The following is a 19,657-nucleotide window of genomic DNA, read 5'->3' on the forward strand; positions in this document are numbered from 1 at the left end:
TGATGACCTACTCACAGATCACATTCGTCTCCATTTGACACATCGCCAGAAACCAAAAAATCATAACCAGCTGAAATTAATGAAATTAACCATCAGTTAACATTGGCATAACATTTGTACTATTAACGATAGGTTATTGCGTACATTCGCAAGTAACCCGCACATGGATAACCCTACGTTGATAAAAATGGAGTGCACAATGAAACATGGAATCAAACTGCTCACACTAACCAGCGCAATGATATTTGCAATGGGCAGTGCATCCGCTTGGGCAATGTCAGATAAAAACTTGGTGATCGTCACCTCGTTTTCCAACGATGTGACCGACGTTTACAAAAAAGCGTTTGAAAAAAAATACCCTAACGTAAAAGTCGAAATCTTAAAGAAAAAGACCACATCGGGTATTAAATACCTACAAGAAACCGCTGCACGAAACAGCTCCGACATTTTTTGGGCATCGGCACCCGATGCATTCGAAGTATTAAAAGACAATGACTTACTCGCACAATACCAATCGTCGATCACGGGCATTCCTGAAAAAGTAGGGTCTTTTCCTATCCACGATCCCGACGGTTACTACAAGGGGTTTGCGCTTTCCGGCTACGGCATGATGTGGAATGAACGTTACATGAAAGCCAAAAAGCTCCCAATTCCTCAAGAGTGGGAAGATCTCGCGGACCCGGTTTATCACAAGCATGTGGGCATGTCTTCCCCCTCTCGCTCAGGGACAACCCACCTAACCGTAGAAGCCATTCTGCAAGGAAAAGGCTGGGAAGAGGGCTGGGCGACCATGAAAGCCATTTCAGGTAACTTCCGCGTAGTGACCGAACGCAGCTTCGGTGTGCCTGACGGGGTAAACAGCGGCTCGTTTGGTGTGGGTATCGTGATTGACTTCTTTGGTCTGTCATCGAAAGCAACCGGATTCCCTGTCGACTTCCGTTACCCAACGGTGACAGCACTTGTCCCTGCCAACGTCGGTAAGATCAAAAATGCACCAAACCAAGAAGCAGCAGGAGCCTTTATTGATTTCCTCCTGTCCGACGAAGGGCAAGAACTCTTACTCGATAAAGGGATTCAGCGCTTACCCGTTAACCCAAATGTCTACAGCAAAACGCCTGAAGGGTTCCCAAACCCATTTACGGGTCAAAAGCTTGGAACGGTAGACTTTGATCTGAACCTATCCAAATCTCGCTACAACGTGGTCAACAGTTTATTCGATGTCATGATCACCTACCGCATGGATGAATTGCGCAAAGCAACAAAAGCAATTCAAGATGCAGAAACAAAAGCCAAAGCTCAAAGCAACGCCAAAGCTCTGGAGTTGGTTGCCCAAGCAAAAGCTCTGATCAATGAAATGCCGATTACGGCGGAAGAAGCCAGCAACCCCGAGTTTGCCGGTATCTTCACGAAAAAGCGCAAGAAGAAAACCGACAAAGTCGGCGCTCGTCAGGCCGAAATAGAGCAAGCTTGGGATAAAAAAGTCGTCACTAACTACGACAAAGCAAAAGCGCTTGCGGAACAAGCAATGGATATGCTGTAAGCCTTTTCCACTCTACAACATCTGATTCCCCCACTTGTAGGTCAGCACCACGTCATTGCGTGGTGCTGGGGGGATTTTTATCTCAAGAACATGGAGTTTCTTATGGGTAGTGTCTCTCTTCCACAGTCAAAAGACGACACAGGACAAACAAACCGCGGTGCGCTGAAAAAAATCCGTGAGGATTGGGGGCTGTATTTGTCCGCCATCATCATCGCCTTATTCATCATCGTTTTTCTTTTTGTGCCTGTACTTAAGGTGATTTTTGTTGCTTTCCAAGATCAAGAAGGCAGCTTATCACTGGTTAATTTTCAGGATTTTTTTAGTTCTTCTTTGTTCCAAGAATCTTTCTTTAATTCTTTCTATGTCGCCTTTATGTCGGTCATAGTGGCGTCGATTATTGCCATGCCTTTGGCGTATTTCACCAGCCGATTTCAGTTTAAAGGCACAGTACTGATCCAAACATTAGGCATTGTCCCTCTTATCATGCCGCCCTTTATTGGCGCGGTTGCGATGCAATTGCTGTTTGGTGAAAACGGCACCATGAATTTGCTTTTGGATGAATATTTCGGTTTCACGATCCCCGTGATGGAGGGGTTAAACGGCGTTATCTTTGTTCAAAGTGTTCACTATTTCCCATTCATTCTGATTAATTTGTCTGCCGCATTGCAAAACATTGATCGCTCAATGGAAGAATCGGCGCAGTCTTTAGGTTCTTCAGGCTTAAAATTGTTTAGAAGAATCGTGTTTCCGCTCGCTATGCCCGGCTATGTTGCGGGGGCGTCGCTGGTGTTTGTGAAAGTGTTTGACGATTTAGGGACACCACTTCTGCTCAACGTGAACAACATGTTGGCACCACAGGCGTATTTGCGCATTTCGTCGGTAGGTATCTCGGATCCGATGGGGTACGTTATTTCGGTTATTCTGGTGGCGTTTTCCGTGTTTGCGCTTTGGGTTTCGTTCCAAGCGTTAAAAGGGAAAGACTACTCCACCACCCAAAAAGGCGGCGGCGGCTTATCCAAACGCGAGCTTCGCCCAATGGAAATGGTGGGTTGCTATGCGGTGATTGCCTTAATCCTCCTGCTGGTTCTGGCTCCGCACTTCGCGTTGTTGTTGCTTTCGTTTGGTACCATTTGGAGCTTTAGCCCATTACCGGATGGCTTCACGCTTGATCACTACGCCACTGCGATCACTCAAGCCTCAGACTTCATTACCAATACCCTGCTTTACGCTGGCTTGGCGGGCATTATCGATGTCATTTTGGGCACGGCCATCGCTTACCTTGTCTGGCGCACCAAAATGGTGGGACGGAAGTGGCTCGATTTCGGTGCCATGGCCGCCCTTGCCGTTCCCGGCGTGGTCCTCGGCATTGGCTATTTACGTACGTTCTATGACATTGAATTGCCGATTGTCGGTACGTCAATGGCAACGTGGTGGGGCATCATTGTCATCGCCTTATCGGTGCGCCGCTTGCCTTATGCCTTACGATCCTGTGTCGCGGCGTTGCAACAGGTTAGCCCTTCCCTTGAAGAGGCATCGGAAAACCTAGGGGCTACCCGCTCTAGAACCATTCGACGCATCGTTGTGCCTTTAATGGCAGCCGGTATTTTGGCGGGATTTGTGACCGCATTCGCTACCGCCGCCGTTGAACTGTCCGCCACCATTATGCTCGTCGCACAGGAATCGGATGCCCCATTGGCCTATGGCTTGTACATCTTCATGCAGAGTGCTGCGGGGCGAGGTCCTGGCGCTGCTTTAGGTGTGATTGCCGTAGTGATTGTTGGGCTAGCGACGTACTTGTCGCACACCATTGTTGAACGTACTCGCCAAGCTCACGGCGAAAAGAGTCATTAAGAGAAAAGGAATTTCCCATGAGTTTAGAAAACAACCAACAAGTCGGCATAACCATTAAGGATCTCACGTTAGCATTCGGTGAAACCGAGGTACTGAAAGGGGTAAATTTAGACATTCAACCCGGAGAGTTTTTCGCCTTTCTTGGGCCTTCAGGTTCAGGAAAATCCACACTACTGCGAGCCATCGCGGGGTTCGGTCCAGTACCAAATGGTGAGATTTTATTGGGCGATGAAAACGTGATTGAGTTGCCACCATGGAAGCGTAATGTCGGCATGGTATTTCAGAGCTATGCACTTTGGCCACACATGACGGTGCGCCAAAATGTGGCCTATGGGTTGGAAGAGCGTAAAGTGCCAAAGCCAGAAATCAAAAAGCGAGTGGACGAAGCACTTAACCTTGTTGGGCTTTACCACTTGGCAGAGCGCCGACCTTCACAACTTTCCGGCGGCCAGCAACAGAGGGTCGCCATTGCTCGAACGGTGGTGGTTGAGCCACGCGTGTTGCTTCTGGACGAACCCTTATCGAACCTAGATGCGAATTTACGCGAGCAAATGCGACGCGATCTTCTTGATCTGCAACGTCAATTAGGATTAACCACGATCTTTGTTACCCACGATCAGGAAGAAGCCAACACCATTTCTGATCGCATTGCGGTATTGGATCAAGGCGTGATTCAACAGATCGGCGAACCCATCGAGCTGTACGATAACCCAGCCAATAAGTTTGTTGCCGATTTCTTAGGCACCGCCAACGTGTTGAATGGGACAATCACCGAATCAGGGGGTGGCAGTGTATTCCAGTCGGAATCTGGCATTCATTTCCCGTATCAAACCAAAGCGCGTGGCGACATCTCATTAGTATTTCGCCCTCAAAGCTTAGAAATTTGTCTCACATCCCCCAGCCCAGACACCATCAAACTGGAAGGACAAGTGAAACATCGCGAGTTTTTGGGTCACTTAGTGCGTTATGGCATTGATGTGGGTGGTCAAATGTTAATGGTGGATGATCCTCACTTGAGAGGTTCGACCCACATTAGAAATGGATCCCCGATTTTACTGCAACTGAACCCTGATGAAATCGTTGCGTTAAGTTAAGTTATTGACACTAATATTAATTACTAAAGAGCCAGTCTGTCTTAGTCTGGCTCTTTCACATTTTCAGAAGAAAAATCAGAGAATAAGCGCATAGTTGTTGTTGTATTCTGGAGAGGGTGATAATAATTAAATTAACTGTCTGTTAAAGAGTGCTTAACCTCATGGACTCGACCTACACCATCCTCATTGCGGATGATCACCCGCTGTTTCGCAACGCTTTGTTTCAATCCGTACACATGGCCATCAGCGGAGCCAACCTGCTTGAAGCTGACTCTCTTGATGCGTTACTTTCCCTTTTAGAGAAAGAACAAGAGCCCGATCTTCTTTTACTGGATTTGAAGATGCCCGGTGCAAACGGAATGTCCGGTTTGATCCAACTTCGTGCCGAATACCCCGATCTTCCCATCGTCGTCATTTCGGCCAGTGAGGAAGCCAGCGTGGTTACACAAGTTAAAAGCCATGGTGCGTTTGGCTTTATCCCTAAATCCAGTGACATGCGAGAGCTGGTCGCCGCCTTAAATCAGGTACTGAATGGAGAGCCTTTCTTTCCAGAAGGGATGATCACCAATAATGCCGCGTGCAACCAGCTCAGTGAAAAAATAGCCACGCTCACCCCTCAACAATACCGGGTACTCGGCATGTTGTCGGACGGGTTATTGAACAAACAAATTGCTTACGAACTCAGCGTCTCAGAAGCCACCATCAAAGCGCACATGACCGCCATTTTTCGTAAGCTTGGGGTCAAAAACCGGACTCAAGCCGTCATTCTTCTCCAACAAATGGAGCCAGAGTCTTAGACCTTCGGCTAAGTTAACAATGCGTTAACATCTCACTTTTTGGCACAACACTCTTTAAGCCCCCGTTTTTAGGGGGCTTTTCCATTTTCCCGCCCAGACTAAAGTAGAAAAGAGTTCTTGATTTCATCTTGCTATTGTAAATCCTGATACAAATCGTTAACAACGAGCTGTTCATGTAATGAAGAGCAATCAATATCGTAAGGAGACGGCAATGGCGTTCGAGAACGAAGAACGGGCAAAAGCCTACTGGGACAAAAACGTGAAACTCATGATTTCCTTAATGGTCATCTGGTTTGTAGTGTCATTCGGTTGTGGCATTTTGTTTGTTGATGTACTAAATCAAATCCAGCTTGGCGGATACAAGCTTGGTTTCTGGTTTGCGCAACAAGGCTCAATATACAGCTTCCTGGCAATCATTTTCTACTACGCGTGGAAGATGCGTCAGATAGACCGCGAATTTGGCGTGGAAGAGTAAGGAGTCGTTAAGATGGATCTTAAAACAATTACCTATTTAGTCGTCGGTGCCACCTTTGTGCTGTACATCGGTATCGCCATTTGGGCTCGTGCTGGCTCCACTAAAGAATTCTATGTGGCAGGTGGTGGTGTCAACCCTATCGCCAATGGCATGGCAACGGCGGCAGACTGGATGTCGGCAGCGTCGTTTATTTCGATGGCGGGTCTGATTGCTTTTATGGGCTACGGTGGTTCCGTATTCCTGATGGGTTGGACTGGCGGTTACGTATTACTGGCTCTGCTTCTTGCCCCTTACCTTCGTAAGTTTGGTAAGTTCACGGTGCCAGAATTCGTTGGTGAGCGCTTTTACTCCAACACTGCCCGCGTGGTAGCGGTAGCCTGTTTGATCATCGCATCGGTGACATACGTTATCGGTCAGATGAAAGGGGTTGGCGTTGCGTTTGGTCGTTTCCTTGAAGTGGACTACTCAACTGGTCTGTTAATTGGTATGTGTATCGTCTTCATTTACGCGGTCATGGGCGGCATGAAAGGCATTACATACACCCAGATCGCTCAATATTGCGTACTCATTTTAGCTTATACTATTCCCGCAATTTTCATTTCTCTTCAACTGACTGGTAACCCTCTACCCCAAATTGGTTTAGGCGGGACCATGGTTGGTACCGATGTCTACTTGCTAGACCGGCTTGATCAGGTCGTCACAGAACTCGGGTTCACGGAATACACCACCGCTGTTCGGGGTGATACGTTGAACATGTTCGTCTATACCATGTCTCTGATGATTGGTACGGCGGGTCTGCCTCACGTCATCATCCGTTTCTTCACGGTACCCAAAGTACGTGATGCACGAACATCGGCAGGTTGGGCACTGTTCTTTATTGCGATCCTTTACACCACGGCGCCTGCTGTCGCGGCAATGGCTCGTCTGAACTTAATGGACACTGTAAACCCTGCTCAAGGTGAGTACTTGAAATACGACGAGCGTCCAGCTTGGTTCAAAAACTGGGAGAAAACAGGTCTGCTAGGGTTTGACGATAAGAATGGCGATGGTGAAATTCAGTACACCTCCGACAACGCAACAAACGAGCTCAAAGTGGACCGTGACATCATGGTTCTGGCCAACCCTGAAATTGCGAAACTGCCTAACTGGGTCATCGCATTAGTAGCGGCGGGTGGCTTGGCGGCCGCACTCTCTACTGCTGCTGGTTTATTGCTCGCGATATCGTCGTCCATATCCCACGACTTGATAAAAGGGGTGATCAATCCGCACATATCCGAGAAGAAAGAGCTCCTCGCGAGCCGGATATCGATGGCGGTGGCAATTGCGGTGGCAGGCTATTTAGGCTTGAACCCACCCGGATTTGCCGCCGGTACCGTCGCCCTCGCCTTTGGCTTGGCCGCTTCGTCGATATTCCCCGCCTTGATGATGGGTATCTTCAGTAAGAACATCAACAAGGAAGGCGCTATCGCCGGTATGATTGCAGGTATCAGTATTACTCTGTTCTACGTGTTCCAACACAAAGGCATTTTGTTCATCGCTGATTGGAAATACCTAGAAAGCTGGGGAAGCAATTGGTTCCTAGGCATTGAACCTAATGCATTTGGCGCCATCGGTGCCGCCTTCAACTTCGCGATCGCATTTGCTGTATCTAAAGTCACCGCAGATACACCGCAAGAAGTGAAAGACTTGGTTGAACACGTACGTGTTCCATCTGGCGCAGGCGACGCACAGTCACACTAATTAAAACACACGCCACAAAAGCCCCGACAGGGGCTTTTTTTATCTCCTCATCTGAGGCATTTTAGATAAAAATCAGTAGGAAGAAGCCCAAATATGTTTAAAAACAAACACCTTATTATTGCTATGCTCATCGCACCCATTCTTGCCATCATTGCGTATTTCGGCACAGATGCTGCCGTTAGTGAGCAACCGCATGCGGCCAAAAAAGGGGAATCTTACAAGTTGGTCAGCAAATCCAATTGCCGTTACACCAGCGGGTTATGCAATATGGAAAATGGGGATTTTAAGGTTCAATTTCGTTCAGAAGGCATTGAAGGCACTCAACTCACACTCACTTTAAAAACGGAGCTTCCTTTAGATGGCGCAAAAATCGCGATAGCCGACTCCCCGGATGAGAAACGCATCCCATCTAAAATGCGCAAAATCGATGCGAAAAACTGGCACTTAACCCTGAATGCGCCCCAGAATGAGGAAAGTCAGCTACGGATGGTCTTTCAATACGGCGACACGCTTTACTACGGCGAAGCCAACACTCAGTTTGTGGTGTATGAGACACTGTTTACTGAAGATAGATAACCACCACTATCTCACCGTTCAAAAGTGATCCTTTACTCAAGCATTTGAGATATAAAGCCTTATATTTATATAAGGCTTTATATTTATTGGATATCAATTCAATTCTCTCACTATTAAATTCTCACAAACGAGACTAAGTGCATTCATTGCACTGCGTTATTTGACATAATTATCAATTCTAGCTAAAAACATACACGAAAATATGACAGCCAATAAAACGGGAAATATTAATAGTGAAAGACACACTTTTAGTTAGCACGATTGCTATATCACTTACTCTTCCAATTCAATCCTTCGCTCAAGAAAAAAGCCACGAAGGTCTCTATCTTGGCTCAACCATCGGGTTTGCAGGCAGCAGTTCAGTATCTGGGAATAACTCACGGGAAGACGAGCTGCTCAACTCTGAGCTTGATTTATCAACAGGGTTGTTTGCTGGTTATGAATTCAACATTCTAGAAAATTTCAATGTTGCAGCTGAGTTTGACCTGTACTTTTGGGGTAATTACGAAGACATCTCTCGTTTATCTGCAGAAGCGCATGTATTGAGCACAACTCTAAACATAAAGCCAAAATACTACTTTACTGAGAACCTTTTTATTGGCGGTTCTCTGGGGTACGGCCAACATAAATTTACCTATGATGATTATAGTATTTTTTCTGACACAAGTTTTTCCTTTAAAGAAAACGGACTGACATACGGTATTGAGGCAGGGTATCAACATACTAAAGGGATAATGGTGTACCTGGGCTATAGAGCTGCAAACTTTAAATATCAAAATAAGGCATTTAATTTAGCCTCTACTTATATAGGTCTTGGCTACAAATTCTAATTGTTGAAAAGAGCGCTGAAAGGCGCTCTTTTTAAATAAATTTCTCGCAGTCTAGAACGTGGATATATCCAAAACTACCCAATTATTTTGCCAATCAATTAAGTACGCACCATCAATAAGCGGATCTTTTAAGAACACGCAAGCATCATATTTACTTAAATTACTCATGCCTGATAACTGAAAGCCAATCAACATTTCCGACAAATCAATACGTTTCATGTTATTAAGGTGGCTCAGCTTCACACCACCCGATTCAACACCGCTCTTAACTTCAACGGTTTTACTGGCTTGGCGATAAAACTGAATCCATTGGATTGAATGGCGTCCAACATGTCGTCGGTTCGATCGGCGCTGATGATCACCCCTTCAAAGCTATCACCCAATATCAGTCGGCATTGCTGCAATACCTCTAATCCTGTTCAGCCATGATTTAGACGGTAGTCGGAAAAATCACTTCCGGTCCCCAATCGTTTTCGAGTGCTTTTAAGCTTCGCACCAGATCTTCAGCGACTTTCGCAATAGATCAAGCAGCAAGATTCATAAAAAACCGTCAATCTGGCGTTTTTTTCATTTCAGTTCAATTCCGATTGCCCGCCTTCGTAAGTCGTGAAGTTAAGAAACATTAATAAACAATATTAATTTATTCATTGATATATATATAAATTATAATACGCACGGAATATATAGATACATCAGTAAGGAAATGATAAAAAATGAACAAAACCATTCTACTGAGCGCACTTTCTCTAGCTATCGCTCTTCCAGCACAAGCTCAAGAAGACACCGCGCCATCGTCAGTAAAAACAGAAGGCTTTTACGTAGGTTTGGATTTAGGTATCTCAAATCAAGTTAATTTAGGTATCTCAAATCAAGTTAATGATACTGCTCTAACCACTGGTTATGGTTTATTTGCAGGATATGAATTCGACCTAGCTGACAATTTCACCACAGCAGTTGAGGTAGACTACTTCAATTGGGGCGAGCCACAAGAATTCTCCTACCTACTTAGTTCGCTTACTGGCATTAATATTGACACAACTTTTAGTGGATATACTATTTCTGCGAAGCCTAGATACTACCTAACAAACAATATTTTCGTAGGTGGATCTATTGGTTACAGCTCAAATAGTTTTAATGCCGACGTATCAGGCTATGAAACTCTAGAACTAGCTAATAGCTCTGGCTTAATTTTTGGTGCTGAAGCGGGTTACCAGCATAATAATGGCTTTCTTGCTCGTGCTGGTTACAAAGCCACATCCACTGACTTCAGCGGTTCAGGTCTCGAATCAATAGCCGTTGACTTGAGCTCGTTCTACGTAGGTATCGGCTACAAGTTCTAATTGTTGAAAAGAGCGCTGAAAGGCGCTCTTTTTAAATAAATTTCTCGCAGTCTAGAACGTAGATATATCCAAAATCACCCAATTATTTTGCCAATCAATTAAATACGCGCCATCAATAATCGGATCTTTTAAGAACACGCAAGCATCATATTTACTTAAATTACTCATGTCTGATAACTGAAAGCCTATCAACATTTCCGACAAATCAATACGTTTCATGTTATTAAGGTCATGACCTTCAAGCTTCGCACCAGATCTTCAGCGACTTTCGCAATAGATCAAGCTGCAAGATTCATAAAAAACCGTCAGTCTGGCGGTTTTTTCATTTCAGTTCAATTCCAATTGTCCGCCTTCGTAATTTGTGAACTTACACAACTTTAATAAACAATATCAATTTATCCATTGATAGATATATAAATTACAAATTATAATACACACAGAATATATGGATAAATCAATAAGGAAATGATCAAAAATGAACAAAACCATTCTACTGAGCGCACTTTCTCTCGCTATTGCACTTCCAGCACAAGCTCAAGAAGACAACGCGCCAACGTCAGTAAAAACAGAAGGCTTTTATGCAGGTGTGGATTTGGGCTTCTCTAACAGTGGCTCATCCGAAAAAGCGTCATTTGATCTAGATATTGGTGCAGGTATTTTCGCTGGATATGAATTCAGCGTGCAAGATAACCTCACAGCAGCAATTGAAGTTGATTACTATAACTGGGGAAATATTAAAGAAGTAGAGCAATACGAAAGCGGGCTGGAAGCTTATTTCTCAGGCTACTCAATCAATGTGAAACCTAAATACTATGTAAATGAAAACTTCTACGTTGCTGGCTCGCTCGGTTTAGGTTCATACAGCTACGAAGTCGATTACAAAAAAATAAGCTTAGGTGAGGTGGCCGATGGTACTGGTTTCGTTTACGGTCTTGAAGCAGGCTACCAGCATAATAATGGCTTTCTTGCTCGTGCTGGTTACAAAGCCACATCCACTGACTTCAGCGGTTCACGTTTAGAATCAACAACCATTGACTTGAGCTCGTTCTACGCCGGTATCGGCTACAAGTTCTAATTGTTGAAAAGAGCGCTGAAAGGCGCTCTTTTTCGTTCATCAGCCATCAAAACAAGTATTCTCATCGCTTTCCTAAGTGCTCCTTAATGGTACAACCACACTAAGCCCTACAGGAAAATCATTGATACATCCATAGATTACAGCCAATTCTTAAAAGGCAATTGAAGTTACTCTCAAAGTTTCGCCAAACTTAGATGCCATACTTTCATCCGAATTCGAAGTCATCGATATTGCCCTCATATTCATTAGAGTTCACACAATGCTTTTTATCAATTAATCGGGTTTAGTATGTCGTTCTGGGTTTGGTGTATCAGTATCCTCTCTTTGTGTTGCCTTTTTTGTTGGTATATCTCTCCTGATAGGAAAGGTACACCATCAAAACTTCAAAGATTTTTAGCATTGACCTGGATTGTAATTAGAAGAGTCGCAGGCTTCTCTACCGCAGCTCTAGGTGTCTACGCTATTTACTGCATTTGGGGAAGAGAAGAAGACTTATATGAGAAATTGACCACTAGTTTAATGATACTGGCGTTATCAATATTTTTTGTCTACGTGGGTATAGTCGGGAGGGGTTCTACCCATTTTGGGAGCTCTGACGACTTTAGCCTTTATAAAAAAGTTAAAGAAAAGTAAGGGATACATTGGTAAAACATGGGGCTATGGTAAGAGAATTTACCGCCCCCATGTTCACCACAGTTGAAATGACATTCAGTCAAGGACATACAACCTCACACCACCCGATTCAACACCGCTCTTAACTTCAACGGTTTTACTGGCTTGGCGATAAAACTGAATCCATTGGATTGAATGGCGTCCAACATGTCGTCGGTTCGATCGGCGCTGATGATTACCCCTTCAAAGCTATCACCCAATCTGAGTCGGCATTGCTGCAATACCTCTAATCCCGTTCTGCCATGATTTAAACGGTAGTCGGAAAAAATCACTTCCGGTGCCCAATCGTTTTCGAGTGCTTTTAAGCTTTGCACCAGATCTTCAGCGACTTTTACATCGCAGCCCCAGCGCTCCAGCAACTCTTTCATCCCCACCAAAATATCCGCTTCGTTGTCGACACAAAGTACTTTCATGCCCGCGACATCACTGGTAATGACTGGTGTTGGATCCACCATTGGAGATTCAATGTGAGCACTTCGGTTCAGTGCCACCGAAAAGACGGTGCCTTGTCCATACCAAGATCGCAGGGAAATTTCGTGTCCGAGCACACGGGCGATGCCTTTCGCTATGGCAAGCCCTAACCCCAAGCCTTGATCGCTGTGACCTACTTCTACGCGTGTAAACTCTTCAAAAATAGCGGCTTGTTTATCTTCAGGAATGCCAACGCCATTATCCCAAACCTCTATTCGAACTTGGTTTCCAACCCGCCTAGCCCCCAGCAATACCTTGCCTTTCGGATTATAGCGAAAAGCATTTGTGAGGAAGTTTTGCAGCACTCGACGTAATAATTTAGGGTCGGACTCCGCCAGCAAATTAGAAGGCACCATTTTGAAATCGATACCTTGCTGTTTGGCTAACGCACTGAACTCGGCGTTCAAATTGTCAAGCACGTCATTTAAGGAAAACGCATGAACATTGGTTTCTAATTTCCCCGATTCCAATCTTGAGATATCCAACAAGTCGCCAATCAAATCTTCCGCTGCCCCAAGTGCACTCTCAATGTGGCGTGAGAACTTTTTTGTATCGTCGTCTTTGGCGGTTTCGGAAAGGGATGAGGCAAATAGCCGCGCTGCATTTAAAGGCTGCATCAAATCATGGCTCACCGCCGCTAAGAATCGGCTCTTGGAATGCGACTCCGATTCCGCGCTTTGCGTGGCAAAGACTAAGCGCTTGTTCAACCGCTCTAGCTCGATGGTTCGCTCATGCACGCGAGATTCCAGATTTTCGTTGGCTTCTTTCAGTGCCTTTTCTGCTTCATGGAATACGGTAATGTCAGTAAAACTCATCACAAAACCGCCACCGGGCATGGGGTTTCCTTGCACTTCAATAAAGCGACCATCGGGGCGGATACGAGAAGAAGTGTGCTTGGTTCCTCGTACTAGGTGCTCGACACGCCGTTTGACATGATCTTCAGGGTCACCGGGGCCACATAACCCTTGCTGGGCATTGTGGCGAATCACATCAGCGATAGGACGTCCAACTTGAATGAGACCCGACGGAAAATCAAATAACTCTAAATACCGCTGATTCCATGCCACCAACCTAAGTTGCTTATCCACCACGGTTATGCCTTGGCTAATATGCTCAATCGCCCCTTGAAGCAACCCTCGGCTAAAGTCATACAACTCAGAAGCTTCATCGACGATGGTCGCCACTTCTTCCAATTGCATGTTCCTACCTTGAAGCGCAGAAGTCAGGACTAACTTCGCCGAAGAGGCTCCAAATATCCCTGCCAGTACCCTTTCGGTATGTCGAATCAGAGCCGATGACGCTTGCTGGTTGGGCAGCATGTCGCCCCCCTGCTGATTCCAGAAATTACGAAACGCTGAGCGGGCGCGGCTTCGCCCTACGAATCGAGACGCCAGCATCTCTAATTCTGCTACCGTCACGCGGCTTTGATACAAACTGACATTTTCACTTTCTGGTAAGGGTGTACCAACAAATGCGGCCGACTGTAAGCGCTCACTTAGACTGGAGCGTGTAAACAAAGACACCGCGATATAGAAGAACGTGTTCAGCAACATACTGAGCAGCATCCCCCAGTCCGACATAGACAGCGATAGGTTCGACAAGACATCCGGTGGAGTCACTATCCACAATAGGAAGTTACTGTCTGCGTTGCCTGCCAGCATCTCTGTCTGACTCATTAACGTAATAAGCCACACGGTGAAGCCTGCAAATAAGCCAACGTAAACCCCTTTCCGATTGCCTTCTCGCCAGTACATACCACCGATCAACGAAGGGGCAAACTGGGCAATGGCAGCAAATGAAAGCAACCCAATCACCGATAGCGAACTGATGTTGCCCAGTACTTGGTAAAAGGCCCATGCCCCCGCCAACAGCAAAAGAATTAACCCTCGGCGGATATTCAATAACATGCCAGAGAAATGGGTATGAGTCCGCTCGGAAAGCTTCATCCTTCTTAAAATGAGCGGCAAAACCAAATCATTGGAGACCATGATGGCTAATGCGATGGTCGACACGATAACCATACCAGATGCCGCAGACGTTCCGCCTAAGAAAGCCAGCAATGCGATGTTTTCCGCCCCCATAGAAAGAGGCAAGCTGATCACGTAGGAATCGGGGGTGCTCCCCGTCAGTAGACCTTGCCCCGCCCACGCAATGGGCAATACAAACAGCCCCATTAATGCCAAATAAAGCGGAAACAGCCAGCGGGCAGTATAGAGATCTTTGGCTTTTTCATTTTCCACGACCATCGTGTGAAACTGTCGTGGCAAACAAATAATGGCCGCCATGGTCAATATGGTGTGAATGACCAATGCAGGAACGTTGGGAGATTCATAGGTATTACTGGCAATCGCCATTAAATCGAGCTCGGGCGTATGCAGCGCAACGTAAACAATAAAGCACCCCACCGTTAAAAACGCCACCAGCTTAACGATGGATTCAAACGCGACTGCCATCATCATGCCTCGGTGGTGCTCGGTATTATCAATGTGCCGTGTTCCAAAAAGCATCGTGAACATGGCTAAGGCAAACACCACAAACCAAGAAACATTGGCGTCTTGATAACCTAAATCTTCGGTTAAATTTGGGGCTACGAGCTCGAGCCCCATGGTAATACCACGAAGCTGAAGGGCGATATATGGCAGAATGCCCACCACCGCAATGATGGTAATAGTGACCGCCAAGCCTTGCGATTTGCCATAGCGCGCCGCAATAAAATCGGCAATAGAGGTAATATGCTCACGCTTAGCGACCAGAATTAACCGAGCGAGCAATCGCCACCCAATAGTGAAAACCAAAATTGGCGCAACATAAATAGGAATGAAAGACCAGGGGTTACTGCTCGCCTGCCCAACCGTTCCGTAGAATGTCCATGAGGTACAATACACCGCAATCGACAGACTGTAGATCCAAGGACGCCAGCGTGACAGCCATTTCACACGGCGATCGCCATACCAAGCAATAAAGAACAACAGACCGAGATAGGTCAACGAAACGGGGATGACAATCCAACCTTGCATTAAGTACTTTCCTTGTAACGCAAAAAAACAGAGCTATGCCCTAGTTTTCATTTAACGTTGTCCCATTTTTAATCTCAAACAGTTCACTTTGAATTTGTGCTACGACACGGATTTCTTTGAATCGACCCGTACGAAAATCGCCATGACACCCATTACGGCCATCACCCAGAAGACATTCGCGCCCCACTGCTCATATCCCCAACCACTGAATGTTGTCATTAATGCGATAAACGCACCGAGCGGAATCGCATTATACAAAGCCTGTAAAGGCACCATTTTGTTTTGGTCTTGCTTTTGAATGAATTGAATCGCGGCGATGTGCGCCATGGCAAACGTGACGCCATGGAGTAGCTGAACCATGACTAATGCCCAAATATCAGTAGTGGATGCGGTCAGCCCCCATCGAACCAATACGCCAATGGACGCCACAAAAAAAAGCATTCGCAGCGACCACCCCATAAACATACGTTTACTGAATGCAAATACAGAAATTTCGGCAATGACGCCTAGGCTCCATAGGTAGCCAATGATATCCGCAGAAATACCCGAAGACTTCCAATGAAGTGAACTAAATGCATAGTAGGCCGCGTGGCTACCTTGAATGAGCGACGCTAACACCAGAAAACGCACCACAGACGAATCTTTCAATATCGCCGTCAATTTTGGCCTTACCTTGCTTTCTTCGGTTTCCGAAACAGGCATAACCTTGGGATTACGCATCACCAATACCATCGAAACAGCCAGCCCTGCCAAGGCGGTATAAATAATGGCGCTCGCTCCGTATATCGCCACTAAATAGCCCACCACTGTCGAACCTGCAACAAACGCAATCGAGCCCCAAAGCCTAGTTCGACCATAATCCAGCAGCTTAAGGCGGGCGTAATAGTTCGCCATTGCATCGGTTAATGGCACCACCGGACCACAAGAGAGATTAAAGAGAATCGTTGCTCCAGCCAGCAACCAAAAATCGCCCCCAACAAATAAGTGCGTAACGATGGCTAACATGGATGCCAAAGTGAGCCAACGAAGAGCGGGGATCAGGTGTTCGACTTTATGCAATCGAGGTGTAATCACCAGATTAGAAAAGCATCGAGAAGCCAGCCCTAGCCCAATCAGCACACCAATATCAGACGCCGAAATATCTTGTGAGGCAAACCAAATGGCCCAAAAAGGCAGATGGACGCCATAAGAGAAAAAGAGCCCGACAAAATACTGTGATATCCATCCGTACGGGGTACTGCGGAGCATTCAACACCTAATTGAATAAGGAAATGGGGCAACATTATCCCAACTTCACATCATACTAAAAGAGAAAAATTTAAGTGATTTTTCTTCCCTGTTTAATGGATATTCTTTCCAAAAAATGAAGTGCTTTATTATCAGTCACCTATATCAGCGCACCTCAAAAGAACCCCATTAACATCGTCGATTTGGCAGTCCATTGAACGGGATCTCCCAGCACATTGCGCGATACCGTACCCATTTACGTTATCTGTATCCATTTACGCTCTCTGTATCCATTTACATTCTCTGTATCCACGGTTCTCTGCACCCATTAGACCAAAGTCGTCTGGAGCTTATCCGACTTTTTACCAACACTGTTCATAATGTCATTGTGTTAGAGCTGCTCAACCATGCCGGATAAATTCAATATGAACGCCGCCCCTTTTGATCGGCTTTCAACACACGAACAAGAGCAACTAAGAGCCTCCTTAGATGTTGCGTATTACCGAGAAAAGGAAACCATACTCAAGCCTGGTCAAACGGGAACCGCTTTGCACATCCTCATCAAAGGTGGAGTGGAAGAACGCTCAGGGGACGATCAAGAAATCTTCGCACATTATGCCAACGACGATTTATTTGATGTGCGGGCTCAACTAGACGGCACGGTTAAGCACAAGTACGTCGCTTTAGAAGACACCTTGAGTTATCTACTTCCCAGCGCTGTCTTTCTTGATCTGTACCAAACCAACCCGCACTTTTCTGCCTATTTCGATTCCAACTTGTCTAAACGGCAAGAATTGGTTGACGCCGCACAAAAGCAGCAAAATCTTGGTGAGTTCATTCTGACTAAAGTCGATGACAGCATTTATCATCCGGTACTGATTCTGGATCCCCACGAACCACTCAATGCCGTCACTAAGCTCATGAAAGATCGCGCCATAGACAGTGCATTAGTGCGCCTAGCTGACCGTGATCCTAGGCTCACTGACTCTTCAACACCTTACCCATTTGGCATTATCACGCGCACCAATATGTTGCATGCCGTCATGCTCGACAGCCATCCATTGGACGCCCCCGTAGGCGCCATTGCAACCTTTCCAGTGCATTACATCGAAGATGGTGATTTCCTATTTAACGCCATGATCACCATGACTCGTCAACGCATGAAACGTGTCATGGTCTGTAATGGCAGTGAGCCCGTAGGCATGTTAGACATGACACAAATCCTGTCTAGCTTCTCTACACACTCGCACGTTTTGTCACTCAGCATCGCCCGTGCGCAATCCATTGAAGAGCTCGCCATCGCAGCCAATAGGCAACGACGCTTGGTCGAAAGCCTGCTCCATAACGGCATTCGGACTCGCTTCATCATGGGGCTTATCTCCGCAGTCAACGAACAAATCATAGAGAAAGCTTTCCATCTTATTGTGCCGCTCCCAATGCAAGACAAATGCTGCTTGATCGTTTTAGGTTCAGAAGGTCGAGGCGAGCAAGTACTCAAAACCGACCAAGACAATGCGTTAATCCTACAAGATGGCGTTGAATGGCCTGAATGCCAAAACGTTATGGAGCGATTCACCCATACCTTACAGCAACTTGGCTACCCCCTTTGCCCAGGTCACGTCATGGTGAATAACCCCGACTGGGTGCATAGCCAGAGTGATTGGCAACGCACGGTGACTCATTGGATTTCAAAAGGGACGGCAGAGAGCGTCATGAAACTGGCCATTCTGGCCGACGCCCACGCCGTAGCAGGAAATGAAGCATTGCTCGCCCCCGTTTCACAGCATATTTCCGACAGCATGAAGAACAACATGCTCGTACTACTCGACTTTACTCGCCCAGCCTTGCAATTTTCTTTGCCCCTCACCCTGTTTGGAAACGTGAAAAAAAGCAAAGATGGGCTCAATATAAAACAAGGTGGCATCTTTCCCATTGTGCACGGTATTCGTGCACTGTCATTGGAATACGCGTTAATGGAAAAGAACACCTTTGATCGCATTGAGGCGCTACAGAGAAAACGGATTCTTGAACCCGACACCGCAGACAACCTAATGGAAGCACTAAAATTGTTCTTTAAATTGCGTTTAACCCAGCAATTGTCAGAACATCACAATGGTAACAACATAGAACTCAAATTACTGGATCGCTCAGAAAGGGATCTTCTCCGGCACAGCTTGCATGTCGTGAAAAAGTTCAAGCAATGGCTGGGGTATCACTATCAAATACGCGACTAAATCAAATACGTACGTAACTCAATCAGATACGTAACTAAACGGACAAAGAGGTCGTATGAATAGAATCTTTCGCTGGTGGTGGCGTAGAAAGTTAAAGGGAAACCCGTATCAGTCATTATTTGATGCGCCCCATGACACCGAGTTTGTTTCCCTCGATTGTGAAACCACCAGCCTCGATCCTAACCGAGCGGAACTGGTGACGATTGCTGCCACAAAAATCATTGGCAATCGCATCATTACCAGCCAGCCGTTCCATGTTCGTTTGCGTGCGCCCCAATCTCTGAATGCGGATTCTGTTTGTGTGCACAAGATTCGCCATAGCGATCTTGTGGGGGGCATGAGCGAAAAAGAAGCCCTAGAGGCGTTAATCGCATTCATTGGCAATCGCCCTGTGGTGGGGTATCACATCCGTTACGACAAGACGATTCTTGATTTAGCCTGTAAGCGCCACTTAGGCTTTCCTCTACCGAACCCCTTACTGGAAGTCAGCCAGATCTATCACAAAAAGCTTGAGCGCCACCTGCCAAACGCCTACTTTGATCTCAGTTTGGACGCCATCTGTAAGCACTTGGGGCTCCCTCCACAAGATAATAAACACGATGCACTTCAAGATGCTATTTCAGCGGCATTAGTTTACGTTCGGCTCACATACGGCGATCTCCCTGCTCTGACCTCCGCTTATGTGCGTTAATTTGCTCTGCAATTAAAGTTCTGATCC

General features: G+C 46.1%; 13 protein-coding genes and 3 pseudogenes. 12 read left to right on the forward strand and 4 right to left on the reverse strand.

Features of this window, described 5'->3' with window-relative positions; translation table 11 throughout:
- The first annotated feature begins 199 nt into the window (after positions 1–199).
- The 8 genes from HC752_RS10785 to HC752_RS10820 all read left to right on the forward strand — a co-directional run bounded on the left by HC752_RS10785 (position 200) and on the right by HC752_RS10820 (position 8,903).
- Positions 200–1,540: an ABC transporter substrate-binding protein gene (locus HC752_RS10785; RefSeq protein WP_190335126.1), complete on the forward strand. Its 1,341-nt coding sequence runs from the start codon at positions 200–202 to the stop codon at positions 1,538–1,540.
- A gap of 102 nt (positions 1,541–1,642) precedes the next feature.
- On the forward strand, positions 1,643–3,391 hold the full coding sequence (locus tag HC752_RS10790) for an ABC transporter permease (RefSeq protein WP_190335127.1): 1,749 nt from the start codon (positions 1,643–1,645) through the stop codon (positions 3,389–3,391).
- A gap of 17 nt (positions 3,392–3,408) precedes the next feature.
- Complete coding sequence (locus HC752_RS10795) at positions 3,409–4,485, forward strand: ABC transporter ATP-binding protein (protein WP_190335128.1); 1,077 nt, start codon at positions 3,409–3,411, stop codon at positions 4,483–4,485.
- Positions 4,486–4,646: 161 nt separating this feature from the next.
- Positions 4,647–5,282 carry a response regulator gene (locus HC752_RS10800; protein WP_190335129.1) on the forward strand — a complete coding sequence of 212 codons (636 nt, stop codon included), beginning with the start codon at positions 4,647–4,649 and terminating at the stop codon, positions 5,280–5,282.
- A 211-nt stretch (positions 5,283–5,493) separates the two neighbouring features.
- Entirely contained in the window at positions 5,494–5,757 is a 264-nt protein-coding gene (locus tag HC752_RS10805; protein WP_190335130.1) for a DUF4212 domain-containing protein, read from the forward strand.
- A gap of 12 nt (positions 5,758–5,769) precedes the next feature.
- On the forward strand, positions 5,770–7,497 hold the full coding sequence (locus tag HC752_RS10810) for a sodium:solute symporter family protein (RefSeq protein WP_190335131.1): 1,728 nt from the start codon (positions 5,770–5,772) through the stop codon (positions 7,495–7,497).
- 93 nt (positions 7,498–7,590) lie between these two features.
- A complete protein-coding gene (locus HC752_RS10815; protein ID WP_190335132.1) occupies positions 7,591–8,073 on the forward strand; it encodes a hypothetical protein in 483 nt (160 codons plus the stop codon).
- 233 nt (positions 8,074–8,306) lie between these two features.
- Positions 8,307–8,903, forward strand: a complete 597-nt coding sequence (locus HC752_RS10820) for an outer membrane beta-barrel protein (RefSeq protein WP_190335133.1) — start codon at positions 8,307–8,309, stop codon at positions 8,901–8,903.
- A gap of 239 nt (positions 8,904–9,142) precedes the next feature.
- Here the strand turns inward: HC752_RS10820 and HC752_RS10825 are convergent.
- Positions 9,143–9,417 (reverse strand): annotated as a pseudogene (locus HC752_RS10825) (hypothetical protein); the annotation flags it as partial.
- A gap of 199 nt (positions 9,418–9,616) precedes the next feature.
- On the opposite strand from HC752_RS10825, the gene HC752_RS10830 reads away from it, so the two are divergent.
- Together HC752_RS10830 and HC752_RS10835 are read left to right on the forward strand one after the other, a co-directional pair.
- On the forward strand, positions 9,617–10,243 hold the full coding sequence (locus HC752_RS10830) for an outer membrane beta-barrel protein (protein ID WP_190335134.1): 627 nt from the start codon (positions 9,617–9,619) through the stop codon (positions 10,241–10,243).
- Between the two features lie 475 nt (positions 10,244–10,718).
- Positions 10,719–11,318, forward strand: a complete 600-nt coding sequence (locus HC752_RS10835) for an outer membrane beta-barrel protein (RefSeq protein WP_190335135.1) — start codon at positions 10,719–10,721, stop codon at positions 11,316–11,318.
- Positions 11,319–12,046: 728 nt separating this feature from the next.
- Here HC752_RS10835 and HC752_RS25430 read toward each other — a convergent pair.
- From HC752_RS25430 to HC752_RS10845, 3 genes and pseudogenes are all read right to left on the reverse strand, one after another.
- Positions 12,047–12,400, reverse strand: a pseudogene (locus tag HC752_RS25430) (response regulator); the annotation flags it as partial.
- 71 nt (positions 12,401–12,471) lie between these two features.
- Positions 12,472–15,478 (reverse strand): annotated as a pseudogene (locus HC752_RS10840) (sensor histidine kinase); the annotation flags it as partial.
- A 99-nt stretch (positions 15,479–15,577) separates the two neighbouring features.
- Positions 15,578–16,726 carry a 3-phenylpropionate MFS transporter gene (locus HC752_RS10845; RefSeq protein ID WP_190335137.1) on the reverse strand — a complete coding sequence of 383 codons (1,149 nt, stop codon included), beginning with the start codon at positions 16,724–16,726 and terminating at the stop codon, positions 15,578–15,580.
- Between the two features lie 386 nt (positions 16,727–17,112).
- On the opposite strand from HC752_RS10845, the gene HC752_RS10850 reads away from it, so the two are divergent.
- Positions 17,113–18,939, forward strand: coding sequence for a DUF294 nucleotidyltransferase-like domain-containing protein (locus HC752_RS10850; protein WP_190335138.1), 1,827 nt, complete (start codon positions 17,113–17,115; stop codon positions 18,937–18,939).
- A gap of 55 nt (positions 18,940–18,994) precedes the next feature.
- Positions 18,995–19,630: a 3'-5' exonuclease gene (locus tag HC752_RS10855; protein ID WP_190335139.1), complete on the forward strand. Its 636-nt coding sequence runs from the start codon at positions 18,995–18,997 to the stop codon at positions 19,628–19,630.
- Positions 19,631–19,657: the final 27 nt, after the last annotated feature.

Origin of the sequence: Vibrio sp. S9_S30 (genome assembly GCF_014694455.1) — a bacterium.
Taxonomy (GTDB): domain Bacteria; phylum Pseudomonadota; class Gammaproteobacteria; order Enterobacterales; family Vibrionaceae; genus Vibrio.

Excerpts from the sequence above, each read along its gene's own strand:
- HC752_RS10785 (WP_190335126.1), top strand. The coding sequence starts at position 200 with ATGAAACATGGAATCAAACTGCTCACACTAACCAGCGCAATGATATTT.
- HC752_RS10790 (WP_190335127.1), top strand. The coding sequence starts at position 1,643 with ATGGGTAGTGTCTCTCTTCCACAGTCAAAAGACGACACAGGACAAACA.
- HC752_RS10795 (WP_190335128.1), top strand. The coding sequence starts at position 3,409 with ATGAGTTTAGAAAACAACCAACAAGTCGGCATAACCATTAAGGATCTC.
- HC752_RS10800 (WP_190335129.1), top strand. The coding sequence starts at position 4,647 with ATGGACTCGACCTACACCATCCTCATTGCGGATGATCACCCGCTGTTT.
- HC752_RS10805 (WP_190335130.1), top strand. The coding sequence starts at position 5,494 with ATGGCGTTCGAGAACGAAGAACGGGCAAAAGCCTACTGGGACAAAAAC.
- HC752_RS10810 (WP_190335131.1), top strand. The coding sequence starts at position 5,770 with ATGGATCTTAAAACAATTACCTATTTAGTCGTCGGTGCCACCTTTGTG.
- HC752_RS10815 (WP_190335132.1), top strand. The coding sequence starts at position 7,591 with ATGTTTAAAAACAAACACCTTATTATTGCTATGCTCATCGCACCCATT.
- HC752_RS10830 (WP_190335134.1), top strand. The coding sequence starts at position 9,617 with ATGAACAAAACCATTCTACTGAGCGCACTTTCTCTAGCTATCGCTCTT.
- HC752_RS10835 (WP_190335135.1), top strand. The coding sequence starts at position 10,719 with ATGAACAAAACCATTCTACTGAGCGCACTTTCTCTCGCTATTGCACTT.
- HC752_RS10845 (WP_190335137.1), bottom strand. The coding sequence starts at position 16,726 with ATGCTCCGCAGTACCCCGTACGGATGGATATCACAGTATTTTGTCGGG.
- HC752_RS10850 (WP_190335138.1), top strand. The coding sequence starts at position 17,113 with ATGCCGGATAAATTCAATATGAACGCCGCCCCTTTTGATCGGCTTTCA.
- HC752_RS10855 (WP_190335139.1), top strand. The coding sequence starts at position 18,995 with ATGAATAGAATCTTTCGCTGGTGGTGGCGTAGAAAGTTAAAGGGAAAC.